General features: G+C 45.3%; 22 protein-coding genes. 15 read left to right on the top strand and 7 right to left on the bottom strand.

Annotated elements, in window-relative coordinates; all coding sequences use genetic code 11:
- The 6 genes from K2Q26_03460 to K2Q26_03435 form a co-directional block, all read right to left on the bottom strand.
- A partial coding sequence (locus K2Q26_03460) for a hypothetical protein (protein ID MBY0314550.1) occupies nucleotides 1-415 on the bottom strand: 415 nt, incomplete at its 3' end.
- Between the two features lie 74 nt (nucleotides 416-489).
- Nucleotides 490-1,341 carry a hypothetical protein gene (locus K2Q26_03455; protein MBY0314549.1) on the bottom strand — a complete coding sequence of 284 codons (852 nt, stop codon included), beginning with the start codon at nucleotides 1,339-1,341 and terminating at the stop codon, nucleotides 490-492.
- 1 nt (nucleotide 1,342) lies between these two features.
- Complete coding sequence (locus tag K2Q26_03450) at nucleotides 1,343-2,920, bottom strand: hypothetical protein (GenBank protein ID MBY0314548.1); 1,578 nt, start codon at nucleotides 2,918-2,920, stop codon at nucleotides 1,343-1,345.
- A 2-nt stretch (nucleotides 2,921-2,922) separates the two neighbouring features.
- Entirely contained in the window at nucleotides 2,923-3,513 is a 591-nt protein-coding gene (locus K2Q26_03445) for a hypothetical protein (GenBank protein ID MBY0314547.1), read from the bottom strand.
- A 1-nt stretch (nucleotide 3,514) separates the two neighbouring features.
- Entirely contained in the window at nucleotides 3,515-4,861 is a 1,347-nt protein-coding gene (locus K2Q26_03440; protein ID MBY0314546.1) for a hypothetical protein, read from the bottom strand.
- Nucleotides 4,862-4,964: 103 nt separating this feature from the next.
- Nucleotides 4,965-5,330 (bottom strand): hypothetical protein, encoded by a 366-nt coding sequence (locus K2Q26_03435; protein ID MBY0314545.1) that lies wholly within the window; start codon nucleotides 5,328-5,330, stop codon nucleotides 4,965-4,967.
- Nucleotides 5,331-5,519: 189 nt separating this feature from the next.
- On the opposite strand from K2Q26_03435, the gene K2Q26_03430 reads away from it, so the two are divergent.
- On the top strand, nucleotides 5,520-6,347 hold the full coding sequence (locus K2Q26_03430) for a flagellin FliC (GenBank protein MBY0314544.1): 828 nt from the start codon (nucleotides 5,520-5,522) through the stop codon (nucleotides 6,345-6,347).
- A 97-nt stretch (nucleotides 6,348-6,444) separates the two neighbouring features.
- Here K2Q26_03430 and K2Q26_03425 read toward each other — a convergent pair whose 3' ends face one another.
- Entirely contained in the window at nucleotides 6,445-6,852 is a 408-nt protein-coding gene (locus K2Q26_03425) for a hypothetical protein (protein ID MBY0314543.1), read from the bottom strand.
- Between the two features lie 197 nt (nucleotides 6,853-7,049).
- Here K2Q26_03425 and K2Q26_03420 point away from each other — a divergent pair, with 197 nt between their 5' ends.
- The 14 genes from K2Q26_03420 to K2Q26_03355 all read left to right on the top strand — a co-directional run.
- Nucleotides 7,050-8,414 carry a hypothetical protein gene (locus tag K2Q26_03420; GenBank protein MBY0314542.1) on the top strand — a complete coding sequence of 455 codons (1,365 nt, stop codon included), beginning with the start codon at nucleotides 7,050-7,052 and terminating at the stop codon, nucleotides 8,412-8,414.
- A 241-nt stretch (nucleotides 8,415-8,655) separates the two neighbouring features.
- Complete coding sequence (locus tag K2Q26_03415) at nucleotides 8,656-9,489, top strand: flagellin FliC (GenBank protein ID MBY0314541.1); 834 nt, start codon at nucleotides 8,656-8,658, stop codon at nucleotides 9,487-9,489.
- 567 nt (nucleotides 9,490-10,056) lie between these two features.
- Complete coding sequence (locus K2Q26_03410; GenBank protein ID MBY0314540.1) at nucleotides 10,057-10,890, top strand: flagellin FliC; 834 nt, start codon at nucleotides 10,057-10,059, stop codon at nucleotides 10,888-10,890.
- Nucleotides 10,891-10,969: 79 nt separating this feature from the next.
- Nucleotides 10,970-11,335 (top strand): hypothetical protein, encoded by a 366-nt coding sequence (locus K2Q26_03405; GenBank protein ID MBY0314539.1) that lies wholly within the window; start codon nucleotides 10,970-10,972, stop codon nucleotides 11,333-11,335.
- Nucleotides 11,336-11,417: 82 nt separating this feature from the next.
- Complete coding sequence (gene fliD / locus K2Q26_03400; protein ID MBY0314538.1) at nucleotides 11,418-12,788, top strand: flagellar filament capping protein FliD; 1,371 nt, start codon at nucleotides 11,418-11,420, stop codon at nucleotides 12,786-12,788.
- Nucleotides 12,789-12,811: 23 nt separating this feature from the next.
- Nucleotides 12,812-13,198, top strand: coding sequence for a flagellar export chaperone FliS (fliS, locus tag K2Q26_03395; GenBank protein ID MBY0314537.1), 387 nt, complete (start codon nucleotides 12,812-12,814; stop codon nucleotides 13,196-13,198).
- Complete coding sequence (locus K2Q26_03390; GenBank protein ID MBY0314536.1) at nucleotides 13,191-13,619, top strand: flagellar protein FliT; 429 nt, start codon at nucleotides 13,191-13,193, stop codon at nucleotides 13,617-13,619. Before fliS ends, K2Q26_03390 begins: the two co-directional genes overlap by 8 nt.
- A 177-nt stretch (nucleotides 13,620-13,796) precedes the next feature.
- Nucleotides 13,797-14,714: a hypothetical protein gene (locus K2Q26_03385; protein ID MBY0314535.1), complete on the top strand. Its 918-nt coding sequence runs from the start codon at nucleotides 13,797-13,799 to the stop codon at nucleotides 14,712-14,714.
- Nucleotides 14,714-15,760 (top strand): hypothetical protein, encoded by a 1,047-nt coding sequence (locus tag K2Q26_03380; GenBank protein ID MBY0314534.1) that lies wholly within the window; start codon nucleotides 14,714-14,716, stop codon nucleotides 15,758-15,760. The genes K2Q26_03385 and K2Q26_03380 overlap by 1 nt, the downstream gene beginning before the upstream one ends.
- A gap of 28 nt (nucleotides 15,761-15,788) precedes the next feature.
- A complete protein-coding gene (locus K2Q26_03375; protein MBY0314533.1) occupies nucleotides 15,789-17,732 on the top strand; it encodes a PAS domain-containing sensor histidine kinase in 1,944 nt (647 codons plus the stop codon).
- The gene (locus K2Q26_03370) at nucleotides 17,729-18,088 is read left to right on the top strand and encodes a response regulator (GenBank protein MBY0314532.1); all 360 of its coding nucleotides are present in this window, start codon (nucleotides 17,729-17,731) and stop codon (nucleotides 18,086-18,088) included. Before K2Q26_03375 ends, K2Q26_03370 begins: the two co-directional genes overlap by 4 nt.
- Complete coding sequence (gene rsmD / locus K2Q26_03365) at nucleotides 18,085-18,633, top strand: 16S rRNA (guanine(966)-N(2))-methyltransferase RsmD (protein ID MBY0314531.1); 549 nt, start codon at nucleotides 18,085-18,087, stop codon at nucleotides 18,631-18,633. Before K2Q26_03370 ends, rsmD begins: the two co-directional genes overlap by 4 nt.
- Before the next feature lie 33 nt (nucleotides 18,634-18,666).
- Nucleotides 18,667-19,845 (top strand): pyridoxal phosphate-dependent aminotransferase, encoded by a 1,179-nt coding sequence (locus K2Q26_03360; GenBank protein MBY0314530.1) that lies wholly within the window; start codon nucleotides 18,667-18,669, stop codon nucleotides 19,843-19,845.
- Nucleotides 19,846-19,959: 114 nt separating this feature from the next.
- A partial coding sequence (locus tag K2Q26_03355; protein MBY0314529.1) for a DUF2802 domain-containing protein occupies nucleotides 19,960-20,354 on the top strand: 395 nt, incomplete at its 3' end.

The following is a 20,354-nucleotide window of genomic DNA, read 5'->3' as shown; positions in this document are numbered from 1 at the left end:
TGTGGTCCATGCACGAAGAGACGGTAAAGGAGAGTTCACTTTTTATAGATAAGGTGGAGAACATCCTCTGATCCAATGTATTTCCGAGATCATCGCTAACGATAAAAATATAGTCGACGTCAGGGCACAGCTCATCAAAGCTGATATTGATGATGGCATCGTCATGTTTCGGAAAAGTAAAACGTTCGATGAGCGCAGGAGACTTTGTTTCTCCTTCGGCAGAAACCACTTTGAATTTGTGACGACTTTGCAGAGGCACCAGCACGCTGATTTGGGTTGCTGTTTCGCCGGTAGCCCCTTGAACTATGCCAAGTTTTTTCTGCTGGGTTTGTGCACTGGCAATGGAAGGTTTAAAGGTCAAAGCAGTCATTGCCAAGCCGGCGACGCCGGTTTGAAGAAAACGTCTCCGTTCCATGGAGCCTCCTCTTTTATTAGAATAGGGTAGGCGTTTTCCCCATCGATTCAAATGAAGATTGGGTCATGAACGTGTTAAGGAATGATTTGGAGAGTTTGAATTTTGAGGGACCAACCGTCAGAATTGAGATAGACGTCATCGTCGTCTCGAGTGATCAGACTCACAGCGCCCCCCTCTCCAATCGGAATAAATGCATCTTCTCGGGGAATGATTTCGTCGATTCCTTGGAAGGTTGTATTCGAGTAGCTCTTGCGATTGATGAGAACGGTGATGTTGGCGATTCTTATCTTATGTTGAGGAGATTTCACCTGAAGATTCGTGATGGAGAAGTTCAGGGGAAAGCTAAAACCATCGACGTTAGCGCGCACGTCAGCGCTGACAAAAACGCCGGGAACGCGAGCTCCAAGATCCCAGATCACAGTTTGGTAACCCTTCATCGAGTCCTTCACTTTATTTTTATTTGGAATCACCGAGGGTTCATAAAACTCGATGGGCACATTGGCCGTCATCGTGGTGTCTTCATTACATCCCGAAGCGATGTACTCGTCTTCCCAATTCTTTTCGTACGTTTCGAGCTCGGTTTGAAATTGTTCGTAGGTATAACCGTTGTGTCCCCCAGACAATTTGTTTTTTACTGCGGCTGGGCCAAGCACGGCAAAAGCGCGAAGGCCCACACTAGCACTGGGGTGTGCAAACTGGGCGATGGAGGAGGTGCCCGTCGGCGAGTGACACTTCTTACAGTTGTTTTCCAAAAAGAAGGAGTGATAGGTGGTCGCAAATGTTTGGCCCATTTTACTGGTCACACAGGCTGTGGATAGGCTAGAGGATTGAACTGAAGTCCAAGGAGATCCACCACAGTTATGGAATAAAACCATGGTGAAAAAACATATGAGAGTTATAAAGAAAACATTGAACTTCTTTGTCACATCAGCCCGCTATTCTCAAATAGTAATTGAAAATATCGCCGCCGCCTGCCGGGAGAGAACTTAGCAATTTGGATTTCACTGCGGTTAATTCCGGTGCGTCGATTTTGGCTTTTAAACCCGCAAAGCTTAAATAGTTCAAAAATACCGCAGAAGCACACAAATCTTGAGCGTCGGTCGCCGCAATCGGATTCGAGGTCGCAACGGAAGTTCCCGCGAAATGGTTCAATTGGAAAGGAGCATCGGCATACCCACCAATGTTTAAACCGCGGGTTGCGGGGGCGCCCGCTGGATCGTAGGCGATAATATAGTGAACGCCTCGTTCTCCAAAATCTCCACCCCAAGCCGCTCCATTACCAGCGGCATTGTTCAGCGAACCATCCGCAGATACGTAAATAAATACTTTTCGATTCGCTTGGCGGGCCGTCAATAGAGTGCGAGCGATGATTTCACCGGCTTCGGCATCTTTCTGATCGGCCTCAGACCGTAATGCCGGCGCATGGTAGTCATATCCACCCAAGGTGACCATCGCGCCACCGGACATTCCTCGAAGGCAATTGGAAATCGCCAGTCCGCATGTTTCAAGAGTTGTATTAAAAGAGGGCGACATATTCCTTTGCCAAATATTTGCGAACTCAGGACCGCCAGGATAGTTATTGTAAATATCTACTCCGGTGGTCTCGCTAATCACTTTGGTGTTTTTTTCTGTGGAACAAGCCACTAATTTTTTAAAAGTATCTTGGCTGCGATCGGCTTTCGAGGAGGTGACAAGTTGCTCCACTTGAATTTTCGTGAGTCTTTGGACCGAAGCGATCAGTCGTTGTTGAAGACTAATGTTAGTCGCGGGATCGCCAGAGAACGTCGCCAACGCGCCTTGGAAGCCCACGCTATTTTGCAGGCTGGCTAAATTTGCCACATTGAGCGAGGTCGCCGCCGGTAAAATTGCAGGTTGGCTAAACCGAGGATGATTTCCGGTAAAAAAATAGGGGAAGGTGGTCCCTATGAGTCCCGCTTTCTCGAGGAGCCCGGTGATATCGTTGGGATTTGCAGCCGTGTCGTCTGTGGATTTCGCGGCGACCGCAATAAAACTGGATTTCCCCATAATGTCTGTTCCGTTAGTTCGATTAACTATAGATCGAATCATTTGCGACCCTACGGAGGGATCGTTTTCAAACCAAAAGGGCGCACTGTTTGCAAAAAAGTTTTGAGCGTTCGGAATTATACCTAACATGGTATTGTGTTGGCTAAGATCCAGAGCTCCACCGGCACCACAGACGAGGTGTTGCGCAAATAGAGCTGGGCCCCCTGCAAGTTGAATATTAATAAATGCGGGAAGGGTGTTTGTCGCTGCGGAGCTGGACACGCACTCCACTTCGGCGGCGTGAGCATTGTGTTGAGTGAGGAGTTGAAGCAGCGTGGGCATAAACATGTAAGCCGAACTTGCCGCAAGTCCAGAGGCTAAAAACTCTCGTCGTGTCTTCGGTTTCTTGTGCCCGCCTTCGACATAATTTTTATAAAGACGAGTCTGTTGCTCCAGTTCGAGTAACTTCAACATTTGTTGGTCTTTTTTTGACAAACTCATGGCTATCTCCGGAAGGTTTCGCCGCTACCAAGCATCATCGTACATAAGAACAATGCGGTAGCTCGGTTTTTAGCGTTGATCAAATTACTTTCGGTTAAAGCTTTAATAATCTCGTCATTTTCGGAGGGGGAGGGTTCATGACCCCAACAGGAAGTGGCAAGTCTATGGATCGAGGTATTGAGATCGTAGCTTTGAGAATTCGCGGGCGTTCCCAATTCAAAACCTGGGAAAAACTTTCTCGAAGAGGTTTGAGCGAGCTCTTGGTTAATGAGATCGACACAAACCTCACCGGTGATTTTAACGAGAGCCATCATCATGGGCGCCGAAATTTTCGAAGCGTCACCATCTAAAGATAAAGTCGAGGCGGACTCGCGGGCGGCCTGGCGGGTTGCCGGTCGCAGGGCCGAATCTTCAAGATTCAAGCAGTTGATGAGCGAGGGTAAAATTTGACGGTGGGATGCAATTTGAACAACTTTTGATGATTTGATCGGAAATCGCCGACCGAGGGCCTGAGGCGCTCCACAGTTACTATACATCAGTGAAATGCTGAGTCCCATTGTTAAAATAGATAAAATTTTGTGCTCGAGTTTCATGTTAATCGATCCCCAAGCATTCACTGCTTAATACCGTCAATTTATAAAGATGTTGAAGATTATAATTAGAGGAAATCAACTGTGACGTCAGATACTTTAACGCACTGGCATCTTTAGTTTCCATATTTCTGCGACAAACGGAGTAAAAAACGTTCTGAACTAAACACTCGGCGTATTTTTCCGAAGACGCGACCATTTGACCTAACTCATTCATGCCTTGCCCGGTTAAAGGAGTCTTCCATCCAAAATTTTTGTGAGGAACATAGTTGCTCCATGAATTATTTTTAACTTTAAACCCATCAGGGTAAACACTCGAGCCTCGGCGAAATTTATAAGGAACTTTCTGTTCAGCGTCGGGCACCACTCGATCGATCTTGGTGGCGTCCTCGTCGCGAGGATCCATTTTGTAATCGTAGTTGAATTTGATAAATCCGGTCTTCTGCGCTTCATTTTCCACAAAAAAATCGAAGTGTGCAGTGGCGGGTCTCATCGCATCCATTCCCGAATGGCAGCTCTTACACTTGTTATTAAACTCCGTGGATGGATTTCGTCCCACATCTCTCCCGATGTAAAAATCGGGTCGGGACGTGCTCGCCCACGTTTGAATTGGAGAGCAAAGGAACATTTTAAACGTGTATTCGATGATTCTACGATTGGTCCCAGCTTTGGCGTGAGCCTCCATAAACGCCCGCGTCGTAAGTAGACCAGCAGCGTCGGAGAGAACTTCCACCTGACCTGAAGCTCCAATTATTTTCTGACCGTCCTCGCGAACCAGCACTGCAGATAAATTTGCGCCGGTGGTGTCGAGTGCATTGTAGTGATTATTGGATTTAATAATATCGGCGACGATGTCTTGTGGAACGCCGGGGACGTCCACGGCACGATAATAGAAATTGCCAGTCAAAAGCTCTTTGGCATTTACATTATCGCGAGTCACGCCAATAACAGTTGCGACAAAGTCACTCAGCGGAGCGAGTGTGTTGGCCTCACGGGTTGATAATCGGGTCGCCATGTCTCTGACGGTTATATTTAAGAAGTTTTTATTTTGCATAGCGATCTCTGCCGCTTTTAGTTTATTTCCGTTCTCCAAGTATTGGGACATCTCTTGGATCTCTCGGTTATCTAAACCCGCATTAACGCCGGTAATTCTTTGATAAATATCTTGAGCCATGTCGGTGTACACCGATGATTTGAGAACAACTCCACTCTCTGGTGAGTCTGTCTGACTGGCGAGAGTTCGAGACGCCGAAATGTTGGATTTGGAAGTATTTTTTTTACTACAATTCTGGAAAAGTAGAGGAGATCCCGCCAGACATACGATAGCAATTCCTACGATACGCTTTCGCATTCTCTTCCCCCTCGAACTTTAAGTTTAGGTGGTCGGTATGAAAAACACAATAAAAGGACCTATTCTGTTTTTAAGATGCCTCGAAACGAGACTTTAAGTGGTGTTATTGAGGATCACTTAGTTTATAGGTTGGATTTTTGAGACAGGCCTCACTGACATCCATGTTGAACATGTAGAGTGCCTCATTAGAGTCATTCACCGTCGCTTTTTGAGACTTCTTTCCAGGAGCTGTTTTGTAGTCATTGAGCAGCACAACAAGATCCGACGCCGATAGCTTTTGGTTAAAATTGCGAAGGAGACATTCGCAGGTCTTTCGACGTTGGACCACTTTGCCGGGAAACTTTTTCATGCAGATCTCTTGCATCTGCTGAAGGAGCTGATCGCGTTTCTTTTTTTCCGTCTTAACGTTGGGATGCGCTTGTGTGGTCGCCCCAAACAAAATGAATAGTACTAAAAGTGTGGATTTCATCTTTACCCCGACAGAAGCTGTCCTGGACTTCTCGGTGGGATTCTGTCTCAACTTGAACATATTTATTTCATTTCAAGACTAAAGTTTTGGAATAGAACGCCGATATTCTAGACATAAGGCCGGGCTACAGGACGTGGCGATAGAACGTAGATGGTCTCAGAACGAGAAGGTCTTAAAAAGGAGTTGAGAATGAGTTTAAGGATTAACACAAATCTGGCGTCAATCAACGCTCAGAGAAACTTAGAAACACAGCAAAAAAGAAATGTTCACGCGATGAAGGCTTTATCTTCAGGAAGTCGTATTACTCAAGCCGCAGACGATGCCGCAGGTCTTGCGATTTCTGAAAAATTAAAAGCGGATATAAGCGGCATGCAGATGGCGCGAAAGAATGCAGAAAACGCGGTTTCTTTTATCCAAGTGGGTGAGGGTGGACTGAATGAAGTCAATAATATCTTAGTTCGCTTAAGAGAACTGGGAGTACAAGCCGCTAGTGACACGGTTGGCGATCAGGAACGGGAGTTCTTGAACATGGAGGCCAGTGCGCTCATCGAAGAGGCGGATCGCATTGCTCACACCACAAAGTTCGGTGATAAGAATCTCATCGACGGGTCTATGACGGAAATGGAATTCCAGGTCGGCGTGAATAGCGACGAGCACAGTATCATTCGCTTCAACACAGACGCGGATGCAACAACTTCCAATCTAGGAATCAACGGATTGGAATTCGATAGTAAGAGCGGGGCTCGAGATGCCCTCGATCTGATCGATGAGGCCATCGTTAAGGTGGGTGGAATGAGAGCAAATTATGGAGCTCTCCAAAACCGACTCGATTCGACCGTTAGAAATATCGACGTCCAAAACGAAAGTTTATCAGCAGCCAATTCGCGAATCAGAGATGCCGATATCGCACATGAATCTGCGGAACTGACGTCGTCTCAAATTTTACAACAAGCTTCGGTAGGAATGTTAGCACAAGCGAACCAGGCTCCGGCGGCGGTGTTACAGTTATTAGGATAAAAAATATTTTCATATCAATGAGAGTTTTCGAAGAGTGCTCGCCCATTGTGGTGGGCACTTTTATTTTTTTTGATTTTTCTTTGTGATTCGAAGAGATTTAAATCGCGGCCCACTGAGTGACGACGAAGCCACCACCGCAAGCTTCGTTTGCGAAGTCTTGGCTACGAACAATGAGAGTTTTACCGTCATTGCTCACTTCGAGACTAAAAGTCTGTTGAGTCATCTCTGTTAAGAGTACGGCCTGGTAAACAGCATTTTTAGAAATTTTACTTTTTCCTAAGTAGATCATTCGAAAACTCACGTCTGATTGATCCATCAAGCGAGCGCCGATTTCTTTTTGGCCTTGGGTGAAGTTGAGATGAGAGATAAGGGTAGGATTTACAAGTTGGATGGAGTTCCCGTTGCTACAATGAGCGGCCTGAGAAAGTTCATATCTGTTGAGGGTTTCAGAGGCAAGTGCGTGCTGTACTGTCAAAATGGTGAACACAGCAAGTAACAATTTCATAAGTTTCCCTTTATCTATCGATTTAATCGATCCAACGAGTTCGTCGAAATATAGAGCAATCCAGATGCCGAAATTTGTCCTCTTTTAGGCAGATCTGCCAAAAATTGTTTGTTCAAACCTAATATATTTCATTTTCGTTTTTAAATCGAAGTTAATTGATCCTATGTCCGGTCGTACTTTTGCAACTCCCCGCTGTGATGAAAACTCTCTTCCTCTTTGTATTCATATCGCTCATCACGTGGGGACTCGATTCTCACGCCGAATCTCTTGCCGCTTGCCCGGTGAATATGGATTTACAGTTTGAGGAAAGAGGCTCATTTACCATGCTCAATGCGCGGCTTTCGCACCTCAGAGACCACTACGGGAAGCCGACTTTTAATAATAAACTGATATCTATACTAGAGGTTCATGATGCGTGGGCCAGAACCAACCTCATCGAAATTTCCCATTCTTATATGGAGAGAATTGATAATCTCGTTCAACAACAGTTCCTTAAAAACCTCATTGCAATGACCGTAGGGCTTGACGATCCTCAGTGGGAACTTTTTGAGCGCGCGATGAGAAACGTCACTCTTTTTGACGGTCTTACCTATAATAAATGGGGTAAATTCACTTCCGATACACTCGCGCTCGTCAAGAAAATCGAAACTCTCAGCCCTTCTCGCTTTCAAAACCAGAACCTTTCCCTTGAGGCCAAAAATTTAATGAAGGCCAGAGCTGTTGCAGCCATTGCCAGCATGTCGACCTATCTCGAGCGCTGGGATCAAATCAATCGTGTAATTGTTGAGGAACGCGCGCGTGCATCCGGGAGACAATTCGCCATCACTTCTGTCACTGTCGCTAGCTCCGCCATTCTTATTGGAAGCTTAGTTTACTCGGGTCCGATTGTTGTGGCTGCAGGGACGTTTGCTCGCGGATTTGCCGCGGATGCATTTATTGCGGGTCACTTTACTCGAATTGGTCAAGTCATGGGTGGAGTTGGATTGGGCGCTGCTGGAGCTCCTACCGCTAAACTTCTCAGTGATTCTCTAGCTACAAATCTCGAAGCTTCTAGGCATGCCGCTAACCGTGGGACTCTCCTCTCTTGCGAATTAGATAAAGCTATATTAGCGTGGGGAAAGCGTGGCTACTTGCCTTATCTTCAAGCTTCGGTCGCCGGCGGAGTTGTAGGCTTGGGCGGTGTTGCTACTTTCTCAACCTTAGGTTCGCGAGCTTTATTAGTGTTAACGACATTTGGTGTGGGGGTCGCTCAAATTTCATCCCTTCACGGATTATCTAGCAACTCTATTCTTTCTCTAGCCGAATACCGAATGGCCGTCGAGGCTATTAATAATGAAAATCGTGACTTAGCTAAACATCATTTGGAGCGATCTAGATACTACGCGCAACTTGCCGGGGAGCGAGGCTTAGAATCCATCGTTGTCGGTGCCCTTAGCGTATCTATCGTTGGAGGATTAAAGTCGGCAGTGATCGAAGGTGAAAAAGCCATCCGCATTATGTTTGCAAACTCTTCCGATACCATTCCGACAGCATTAAATAGCGCTCTCGATGTGATTAATTAATTCATTTTTGTATTAAGTTTTTACGTTTACGATTCTTTATTTATATAAATATTCAAAGATTTATAACTTAACTTCCTTAACTCACAGTTATTTCTCGTGAGTTCAAATAAAAATTTTCTATTAATAAAAATAAATATTTCCTGATTCTAATTAGATCTTCGTCCTAAGCCTTAAGGCGAATCGGGTTTCACCGAAAATGTAACCAGACTAATTACCGGGAACAACACCCAGGAGGAAGAACATGAGTTTAAGAATAGCCACAAATACACCTTCGATAGCCGCGCGCACTGCGCTCGATGCCAATCAAAAAGTGATGGATAAGAGCATGGCGCAACTTTCATCAGGAAGCCGAATCACTAAAGCCTCTGACGATGCTGCAGGTTTATCTATTTCCGAGGGCATGAAGTCTCAAATTAGGAGCTATCAACAGGCGTTAAGAAACACCAACGATGGTGTTTCCTTATTGCAAGTCGCAGAAGGCAGCTTGGGCGAGGTCAGTAACCTATTTACCCGTATGCGTGAGCTCGGCGTGCAGGCCGCGTCGGACACCCTCGGTGATGAGGAACGTGAGTATATCAACAACGAACTTTCTCAGCTAAAGTCGGAAGTGGATCGCATCGCGGATTCAACGTCTTTCGGCAGTAAAAAACTGCTCAATGGAGCTGGTGAAGTCTTCGATTTCCAGGTGGGAGTGGGCGGTTCGGGAGAATCCGATGTGATTTCGTTTGATTCGGCGAACGCCGATACTAGAATGTCGAATCTCGGCGTTGATAGTATCGACTATTCGACAAAAGAGGGTGCCAAAGAAGCATTGTCCTCTCTTGATAGTGCGCAGAAGACGATCAACGGTTATCGCGCCAACATCGGCGCACTTCAAAACCGATTAACTTCGACCACTCAAAACATCTCGACTCAAGTTGAAAACCTCTCGGTCGCGAATTCGCGCATCCGTGATGCTGACATTGCCGAGTCGACGGCAGAGTATACAAAAAGTAATATTTTGTTGAACGCGACGACCAATGTTCTTGCCCAAGCTAACGAAGTTCCGCGTCAAGCTCTACGCTTGTTAAGCTGAAAATAGTAACAAAGAAATCGCAAATCAATCCGAGGGGCCCGCAAAGCAAAGTGGCCCCTTTTTGATGATGCGGATTGTTCTCTTGGGATCTCTATGGAAAGATTCTTTTTTGGAAGTGCCCTTTTTTGGCGAAAGTCTCCATCCATGGATCGTTTCGCGCCCTTCCGTGGGCGGCGATCGCCAAAAGAGGGCACTTCCAAAAAAGAATCTTTTAATAGAGATGCCGGCCATTTCGCATTCGAATGGCCTATACTAAAATCTAGTGATAATCGTAGTCATCTCTGATCTTTTGTCGCAACAGAGCTGGAATTTTAAAAAACATTGTTGAAATAGTTTTCACTCCAAAAACTTTTAGAAAATAAAAAAACAAATAAACTTACGTAAGTGACTGTTTTTTATAATTATAGTTCCAACTTAACATAATAATTCCTTCTGGATCTTGGTCTAGTTGTTGGGATGTTGGTCGAGAAAAGCCAGACTCGACTTCAGTATTACTGGACGGTGCCGAAAGTATAGCTAGACCAAGTACCTAAACCAGGTACTAAAAACGAAACTCGAGGAGGAACTATGAGTTTAAGAATTTCGACGAACGTGCCGTCCATAGCTGCACGAACGGCGCTCGACGCCAACCAAAAGATCATGGATAAATCCATGGCACAATTGTCATCGGGGAGCCGTATCACGAAGGCTTCTGATGATGCCGCTGGGCTGTCTATTTCTGAGGGAATGAAGTCTCAGATCAGAAGTTACCAACAGGCATTAAGAAACACGAACGACGGTGTTTCATTATTGCAGGTAGCAGAAGGCAGCTTGGGGGAAATCAGTAACATCTTCACCCGTATGAGAGAGCTCGGCATCCAAGCCGCTTCTGATACCGTCGGTGACGAAGAGCGTGGTTACATCAACCAAGAATTAACCCAACTTAAGCAAGAGGTCGATCGTATTGCCGATTCAACTTCATTTGGTAGCAAAAAGCTATTAAACGGTGAAGGTGAAACCTTTGATTTCCAAGTCGGAATTCAAGGTAGTGGCGAATCAGATGTGATTTCATTTGATTCATCTTACGCCAACGCGACATCTTCCCATTTAGGTGTTGATGGCATCGATTTCACCTCAAAAGATGGGGCGAAAGATGCGTTGTCACAACTCGATGCTGCTCAAAAATCAGTAAATGGTTACCGTGCCAACATCGGAGCGTTACAGAACCGATTGTCCTCAACAACACAGAATATTTCAACGCAGGTTGAGAACTTGTCGGTAGCAAATTCACGCATCCGAGATGCCGATGTTGCGGAGTCTTCAGCAGAGTACACCAAGAGCAACATCCTTCTTAATGCTACGACGAACGTATTGGCACAAGCCAATGAGGTTCCTCGCCAAGCCTTAAGATTATTGTCATAAGAATTAGTCGTTCTTCCTCAGAGCCCGTCGTGGTTGGCGGGCTCATTTTTTGGGGAAGTAATGCCGATACGTATGTTGTATGAATATACGGTCGCTTTCTAACCTTAATCAGGCCGTGGTTCCCGAAAGGGTGCACGAACTCCAGAATCGCGTGAAGTCACACGATACGACGGAGCGAGATGCAGACGGAAGGGAACCTCATTCAGATAAGCCTCGCAAGATCACCGACGAGGAATTAGAAAAACTATTAAAGAGTTTACGGGAACACCCAGGAATTAAAGCCAATAATTTGACTGTGGACGTCGTCACCGAGAATCTTGTCCAACTCATTCTTATTAAAGACCCGCAAGGAAACATCGTTCGACGTGTGACTGAAGACCAGTTCTACACCCTTTTGAACTCCATGGACCAGGCTAACGGACGTCTTTTAAATAAAGCGGCCTAGTATTTTTCTTGTCCATAGCTTTCGGCTAGAGCCATATTACTGACTCACAGATATTTGAATTACTACTGCATACTTAGGGTATATGCCCATTAGGTTGCCCGGAGTAGGTTCAGGATTATCAGGCGTCGTTGATCAGATTATGATCGCCGAACGTGAGCCTATTAAGAACATGGAAGTTAAAAAACAGAAGATTGAAACTAAACTCAATCTTGTGACCGACTTTGAATCTCGTCTCAATAAAGTCAAGGGCACACTCAAGGATATCGTTGGCGGAAAAAAATTCCAAGATTACTCTTTGGATGTTTCGGATCCTGACGTGATCGCCGGAACGGTGGTTGCGGAAAAAGCCATTCCTGGGAATTGGAAGCTTGAGGTTGTTAAGCTTGCGGAGAGTGCTGGAGCGCTTTCGAATACAATTGCCGATAAAGATAAAACACAACTGGGTGTGGGTTATCTTAAATTCAATACTCCCGATGGCGAAAAGTCCGTTTATATCAATAACGGGAATAACACTCTCGATGGAATTGCTAAAGCCATCAATGGTGCTGAACTCGGAGTCAACGCGACGGTGGTTCAAGATGGTACCGATGGGACTGATGGATACCGCTTGATCATGTCTTCCAGTCATTACGGAAATAACCAAAATGTGGAATTTCCGACCATTTATCTTTTAGACGGGGACGACGATTTATACTTTGATGAAGAGCGAAAATCTAAGAACGGTGTGATACGCGTTAACGGTTTTGATGTTGAAGTGGTTAACAACAAGATCGATGAAATCATTCCAGGAGTTTCACTGGATCTTAAAAGCGCGAAGCCTGGTAAAGAGGTCAATATTGCGCTGACGGAAAACTACCAAGCGATTGAAGGGAAGCTCAAAGGTTTTGTCGAAGCGATGAATGGTGTTTTCAGTTTCGTCCAGCAGCAAAACACGATGAACGAAAAAACCGACACCTCTAAAACCCTAGGTGGCGATTCGGTCCTTCGAAGTATTGAAAACCGGCTCCGTCAAATGATTCAGGGCACGGCCTATGGGGCTCAGGGAACTATAAAAAATCTCAGCCAACTTGGCGTCGAATTCAATCGGAGCGGAACCTTAGAGTTGAAACAGGAAAAGTTCGAGAAAGCTTTAAAAACAAATGCCAAAGATGTTCTCGAATTCTTACGCGGAGATGGAAGTCCCAACGCAGGATTTATTGGACGTGCCAAAGCAGTACTGGATAGTGCCACGTCTCAGCAGGGTGTTGTCTCTAGCCGGAAAAAAGGCATGCAGACCCAAATGAGTCAGATCGATCGAAATATTGATAATAAAGAAAAGAATTTAGCCAACAAAGAAGACCAACTTCGGAAAAAGTTTTCGAAGTTAGAAGAGCAGATGTCAAAGATGCAAGCTCAAGGCGCGCAAGTGTCGAGTATGGGCGGCGGCGGTGGCATCGGTGGACTGGGTGGGTAATACATGACGCGGAGGCAGGGTAAATGAACGGCTATGGGAAGTACAAAAAAACATCAGTGGAGAGCGCCAGCAAAGAGAAACTGCTGTTAATGCTCTATGAAGGCGCTATCAAATTCACAAAGCAGGCGAGAGAAGCTGCAGAACAAAAAAACGTCAAGGAGCGAGGGGAGCTCATCGGTAAAGCCTATGACATCATCATGGAGCTCGCCAGCACTCTCGATTTTAAAGTGGGTGGCTCCATGGCGTCTAATCTTGAGCAGTTATATATTTACGTCATGGAAGAATTCACGCGGGCAAATATTACCGGTGACGTAAAACATTTAGATAATGCGCTAAAGGTTTTAACGATTTTGTACGATGGATGGTCAAAGGCTATCGAATCACTTAAGAAGGAGTCTCAAGGTGCTTAGAGAAGATAACAACATAGATCAAATCGTCCTCTTGCTCAAAGAAAAGAACAACCACTTGGAAATGTTCTACGATATCTCCGAAAGAGAGCGTAAGAGCTTTAAGGCACGAAACTTTGACAACCTTGAGGATCTTTATCGTATTCGCGAGGATATTCTTGAGAATATTCACACTATCGATTCTAAGATCGAAGTCTATTCTGCTTCTGCGAATAAATCTCAACTGACCGACACAAGTAAAAAAGAGATCGAGTCATGTTTAGGGCAAAAAGAAAAATTGGTGAATAAGATCTTGGAGCAGGACCTTCAGATTTTATCGTGCATCGAGAGCGAAAAGTCATCGATGCTCAAAAAGCTGACGTCGGTTCGCACGGGTCGCCGCTTACTCAAGGCTTACCGAACGATGCCGGATATATTGGATTAGTCGCGGGTGGAAAAATTTGCCTAGCGACCATTGTCGAAGCGCATGATCTCTTTGACAAAAATATGGCGTAAAAATTTTGATCTTGTCAAAGCCCTGTCTTAACCTGGGCTTTTTCTTTGAATAAACTGTATCTGGTGTTGGCACTCTCCTTGCTCATAGAACTATCAGGGGGAACAAGTGTTACAACAGAAATTTTTTGATGCTCATCTACTGGATCAATCTCTAGCTCTCACAGAAAGTTTAGATAGGTTCCATTCGTATATAAATTCACAGCGACTCGACGAAGCGAAATCGGAGATCACGAAGGTCGCCGAACAACATCCAAGAACCTTTGTTTTCAAGAACATGCACTGGGTGGAAACGCTTCGGGGCTGCGAAGAGGGGCAGGTCTATGCAGCTCGCAAGCTTGTGGATTGCGATGGCTCTCTCGAAAATCAGTATCTTTTGGCGAATACTCTCAATAAAAGTGGTGCGGAGCGCGAGGCGCTAGACACTTACCACTTGATTATTGATCAATCGAGCGCACCGAGTTGGCTGCTGTTTTCCTGTTTTAAGAATATGGGGAACATCTATCTTAAGATGAAAGATCTCGACGCGGCGGAAGAGTACTTCAATAAAGCGTATACAATCTATAATACAGATCTCAATCTTCTCTTAAGTTATGGTTATCTCTACCTGCAGAATGGAAATCTGAATTCCTCGCGCGAAAAATTCACCGAAGTTTTACATAAGGATCCATCGAATATTGAAGCCTATGTGGGGATATCTATTGTCCACGCCACGGTGGGAGAATTCGAATTGGCTTGCGCCAATCTGAACCAAGCTCTAGAGCAAGAACCTGAACACAAGTTAGCCATGTATTTGCATTATCAATGGTCTCAGCAGACAGCTGAGTTTAAGGCCATCGAACATATCGACGCTTTTTTGCAGCTTCGACCTCAAGACGAAGAGGCACTCACCTTAAAAGTCGGATGGTATATTAAGACGCAAAATTATCGTAAGGCTTACGAAACTTTGCCGAGCCTCAAGCAAAACTATAAAGGGAACAGTCGTTACATCTCTCAACTCGAAACTTACATCCGAGAGCTCATGTAATGAAACATTCGTCAGTAGTATTTATCGATCTCGGTGACGAACACAGTGTATGCTCCACCTTATACGTTGCAAATCTTGCGGCGAGGAATACAGCGTTGAGCGTTAAGTTTTATATAGACCAGCGATTTGCTCATTACGTCGGTCACTTTCCAAATATAGATCTGGAAGCCATCGAAGTCGGCGAGACCACGCGTCCCGTTCCAGGCTTAGTTTTGGACTTTACGCCGATCGGTCAAGGTCACTTGTCCACACGTTTTTACACTCCTGAGACGAAGTACTACTCGGTTGATTGTCACGAAGCTCTATCTCACCAAGAGTTTCAGACGAAGCTCGATTTCACTCAACATCATCTTGGTCAAAAAAATCTATTGTCGGAGGTTGGCGGCCCTAATCTGTCGTCGGCCGTGATGACATTTTCCTCTTCGCTTGCAGCCCATTTAAATATGTTAAATATTCCAACGGTTGAAATTTGCGAGCAGGGGCAAAAAGCGGGTTCTTTTTTGCCGGGCAGTCTCGTTATTAAGGGCGATAAATTTGCGGTCAACGATAGCGATGAGCTGAAAATGATCTTTGAATTTTATCAACAAAATAAAATCGAGGATCTGATCAAGAGTCGTGGTGTTCTCGAGGTGGATTGGCAACTTATTTTCTTTAAACAGGAGAACTTTTCCGTGGTTTCTAAAAACTATCCCGTCACTCCCTCAGATGACTTTTTTGAGTGCTTCCTTAAGGTATTCATGTCGACTCAGCCAACTTCGAAATTCTCTATGGATCGTCTCTTGGAAATTGCTGGTCGCATGGACTATATTGATTTTGACACATCGGCAGATTTTTTAAAAAAGAGTCTTAATTTGTGCATCGATGATATCGAGATGGAGAACTTTCCAATCTCCGGCTCCTACTGGAACTTGGTCCGTAATCATATCGATCTCGAGATCTATCAAGAGCCTCGCAAAGTGCTTAAACTGCTCAATCAGGCCCTGATAGGTCTAGATCTCTTCACTCGCATTGAAGAGCGTCAACGTCGTGTTGTGGGGCTTCACTAATCAGAAGCTCTCTGGAATACTATTATGAATGATTCGTTTTTTTTACACGGCCAGCATACTTCCGACCCACCTTAAAAAAAAATACAAGATGGAATCTTTGCCATCTTTCAAAGATATCTTTAAAGTTTTAGATCCGGAAGAAATGGCGATCATCTTTGTCGATAAAGATTTTTTCTATTCGTCACAGATAACAGACTTCAAATCCTTATCAGATATCCAGAAGAAAAGTCTGATTTTGATTTACTGCGATGAGCAGATTGTAGATCCATTATTCGAATCCTCTAAAGATGACATTCTCGTCCATAAGATCATCAGTCCAGGAATGATGTCCCAGTCGATCGATAGTAACATCGAAGATACATTGCGAATGTTGAATCAGCGTCGCGAAAACAATACTATGACCTCCCAAGTTCGCGAGCAAAATAAAAAATTGCAAGAATTAAACGAAAACTTAGAAAACATAGTGGCTCAGCGGACACAGTATCTTGAGCTTTCAACCCACGAGATTGAAACCAAAAATAGAGACATCAAAGATCTGATTAAATTTATCAAAGCGGTGTCCTCGGTGAATGCGCTCGAGGATCTTTTACTGATTCTGCGCCAGGACTTTTTGCGCTACCACAAATTGAATCCTCCCATTTTACTCTATTCCTTGCGTAAGGGTAGTTTTCGTCTTCTTTACTTTCAGGGGCCTCAAATCATTGACCGAGCGGTGAGTATCGACGAAGCCATCTTTAACACTCAAGATAACGTAGAACTCAGGAAAGCTCTCGCGGGTCTACTGTCTCGACCGATGAGTTCCGTGGTGAGCTTATTTTTAGACAATACGGTTGGCGATGGAGTGCTAGTCTTTGAACACAGCATGGACTTTTTAGAGCAAAAAATTTTCTCGGAGCTTCTTAATCAAAGAGCGGAGTCTCTCCGCGTTGCGTTTGATCGCTTGTTGCTGAAGATGAAGTCTCACGAAATCTCTAAACAATGGTCTACCACCTTCGATCACTTGCAAGACCCTATTGTCATCTTGGATGATGAGTATAATGTCATAAGATCTAACAAACTTTTCGCGAGCACTGTGGAGTTTCCTTGCTACAAGGCATTTGCGGGTCGTGATGCTCCCTGCTTTGGCTGCCCGGTTTTTGAGTCTCGAAGTGAGCAGGCCGAAAAGCAAGGAAAGATCATGGCGCAGGGAAAAATCTTTCAGGTCAATGCCTATCCCATTTATCTCGATTCTCAAGAAAAATTTTATAACATGATTGTGCACTACACAGACATCACACCCTCGGTGAATTTACAGAGTCAATTAGTTCAAAGCGAAAAGATGTCGGCTTTGGGATTGTTGGCGGGAAATATAGCTCACGAGCTGAATAATCCTCTGACGGGCATTAAATCTTTATCTCAGCTATTAATTCAAGAGAGCCCGTTGAATATCCAGGAAGATCTGCGGGAAATTAAGTCTGCAGCGGAGCGAAGTGAAATGATTATTAAGAATTTGCTGGAGTTTTCGTCCTCCTCGCCTGAGGGAGATACAACGCCAGTCTCGGCGAGAGAATTGATTTTAAAAACCTTACCCTTTTTGAAATCTGCCATGCGCTATCAAAATTCCCGGATTGATCTGAGTGACCAAGAAGATTTTATCTTCGTAGAGCCCCATCTTTTGCAGCAGGTGATTTTTAATCTGGTGAATAACGCCTGCCAGGCCATGGGGGAGACGGGTGATCTCACACTTCAGACGAAGGTTTACGCAGATACCGTGGAGATCCGCGTAAGAGATACGGGTCCAGGGATTCCCACGGAGATTCGCGAATTAATTTTTACTCCTTTCTTTACAACTAAGGAAGAAGGTGAGGGAACGGGCCTGGGACTCAGCTTGGGCAAGTCGATTGTCTCGCGTTTTAAAGGTCAGCTCTCTTTGCGAGAGGATCTCGAGGTCGGGAGCGAATTTATCATCACGTTGCCAAAGGTTAAAAAATGAAGATTTTAATTATCGATGATGAGCCTCTGATTCGCCGTTCGCTGACACGCGCATTAAAAGCAAAAGGTCACGAAATCTTCGAGGAGCCTGATGGTTTAGCAGGGCTCGCCGCTTGGCAAAAGCTCGATCCCGACTTAGTCATCTTGGATGTGCTGATGCCGGGCTTGACCGGTCCTCAAGTGATTGCGCGGATGAGCGGGACTCGGGCGAAGGTGATTTTGATTTCCGCATACACGGGAGAGGCCTCGACGGAGTCAGCTAAAAAGCAGGGCGCAGATCTTTTTATACAAAAACCCTTTCAGGACATTTTTGCAGTTGTTGATCAAATCGAAATGGTGTTTAACAGCAGGTCATGAGAATTATTTCTGGAAAATTCGGCGGCCGTAAGCTGGTCTCTTTTAAGGCCGATCACATTCGGCCCACGACGGATCGGGTGAAGGAAGTTATATTTAATAAACTCCAGTCGGACATTGTCGATGCGGCTGTCCTCGATTTGTTTTCGGGGACGGGGAATCTTGCCTTTGAGTCGGTTTCTCGAGGGGCGCGAGTGGTCCACGCCGTTGAAAAAAATCCACGATCTGTGGCCATTATTAAACAGAATTTAGCTCTGTTTGACATTTCGAGAGAAGAGTTCGAGATCTGCCCTTATGACGTTTTTTCCTATCTCAAAAGAGATCCTGGCCTCAAATTCGATATCGTGCTCATAGATCCACCCTTTACAGAAGTTTTAGCCGATAAAGCGATGGAAGCGATGGGTGATTTTATTGGCCTTCAACCTCACGTCAAAATATTTATCGAGTCGGGAAAAAAGGAACATTTACAAAATCAGTACAAAGCGCTTAAAATGACCCAACAAAAAGATTATGGTGATAAAAAACTAAGCATCTTTCAGATCGGTTAATTCCCATCTCTTTTGCTAACCAAGGAAGCCCCTATGTTGTCGCAAAAAGCCAAAAACTTTAAAGCCTCTCCTACACTCGCTCTCGCTGCTAAAGCCAAAGAGCTTAAAGATCAGGGTCGCGATATCGTTTCGCTCACCGTAGGTGAACCGGACTGGCCCACGTACAAAAAGGCCTGTGAAGCGGGGATCGGTGCGATTAACTCGGGAAAAACAAAATATACTCCCGCAGCGGGTATTCCAGAGCTTAAAAAAGAGATCTGTGGTCTCACTCAGAAACTTTTGGGCATTGAATATAAGCCGAACCAAGTGACTGTGAGTACAGGAGCAAAGTTTATTATTTTTGCCGCTTTCCAAGCCTTGCTTGATAACGGTGACGAAGTGATCGTGCCAAATCCTTACTGGGCGAGCTACACCGAGATGGTGGAGTTGTCCGGCGGTCGTCCCAAAGTGATCACAACTCAGCTTGCGAACAAGTTTAAAATCACGGCGAAAGAATTCGAAGCCGCGATTACTCCTCAGACGAAAGTTTTTCTTCTCAATTCACCAAGTAACCCGACGGGTGTTGAATACACAAAGGAGGAATTCCAAGCTTTGGCCGAAGTTCTAAGAAAGCAACCTCGCATTGTTGTGGTGAGCGATGATATTTATAATCAACTCTCTTTTAGCGAGAGCGGAATTAGTCCTCATCTTCTTCATGTCGCTCCTGATCTTAAAGACCGCGTGGTTTGTATCAACGGCGTTTCGAAAGCCTACTCTATGACGGGTTGGCGGATTGGTTGGGCCACGGGAGAGGCGTCGATCATCAATGCGATGGCGAGCTACCAGAGTCAAACTGTGGGCGCGCCCTGTTCGATCTCTCAGGAAGCTTCGGTCGCCGCGATTCGCGACTGTAAGGAAGACGTGGTTTCCACGCGAGTTCAATTGCGTGAGCGTTTTGATTACGCCTTTCGTGCGTTCTCTTCCATTCCTGGAGTGCAAATCGTAAAACCCGACTCCGCCTTTTATCTTTGGATCAACGTTTCCGAAATCCTGAACAAGATGAAGATGTCGGGTGCCAAAGAGCTCGCCGCTCTTTTGATCGAAGAAGCGGGAGTTGTTGTGGTCCCCGGCGAAGACTTCGGTGATAAGAACTACCTTCGCGTCAGCTTCGCGGTCTCCAAAGCCGACATCGACAAAGCGGTCGACAAGATCAAAAAAGTCGTCCCGATCTAATTGACGATGATCCTTAGCTTTCGGTCAGGTGACGTTTCCCAAGCCTTAGGACTAGGGTTTGTAGCTCGTCGTATTGTGATTACAGCTCAGTACCCGTAAAATAAAGTAGTGAGCGTGTTATCCATTCTTCAAATTGCACTTAATATTTTGTTCCTCGCTGGGATCGGCTTGGCTTTTGCTAAACTTCGCCGCCGCCGCGAGGAAGATCCGCGCTTAAGTTACGGACTTAAAGTTTTGCAAAATAAAATCTCTGTGCTGGAAGATCTTTCGGATAAGACGGAACACCAGGTGAAGCACTTGATGGCTATTATCGACAGTAAGGTCAAAGATCTCCAAGTGCGTCTCCAGGAGTCGGATGGCCAGCTTCAGCGAATCGATCAAGCGATGAACAAAACCATGGAGATCGCGCATATCTTCGAGAATCGGGTTCCGCATGAAGAAATTCTTGAGCGCCAAGTCTCTAATAAATACATCTCAGCGGCGCGCCTCGCCCACCAGGGCCTGGGCGT

The organism is Bdellovibrionales bacterium (genome assembly GCA_019750295.1).
Classification (GTDB): domain Bacteria; phylum Bdellovibrionota; class Bdellovibrionia; order Bdellovibrionales; family JAGQZY01; genus JAIEOS01.
The sequence above is the reverse complement of the archived record's forward strand: the minus strand, read 5'-3'. Positions and strand labels throughout refer to the sequence as shown.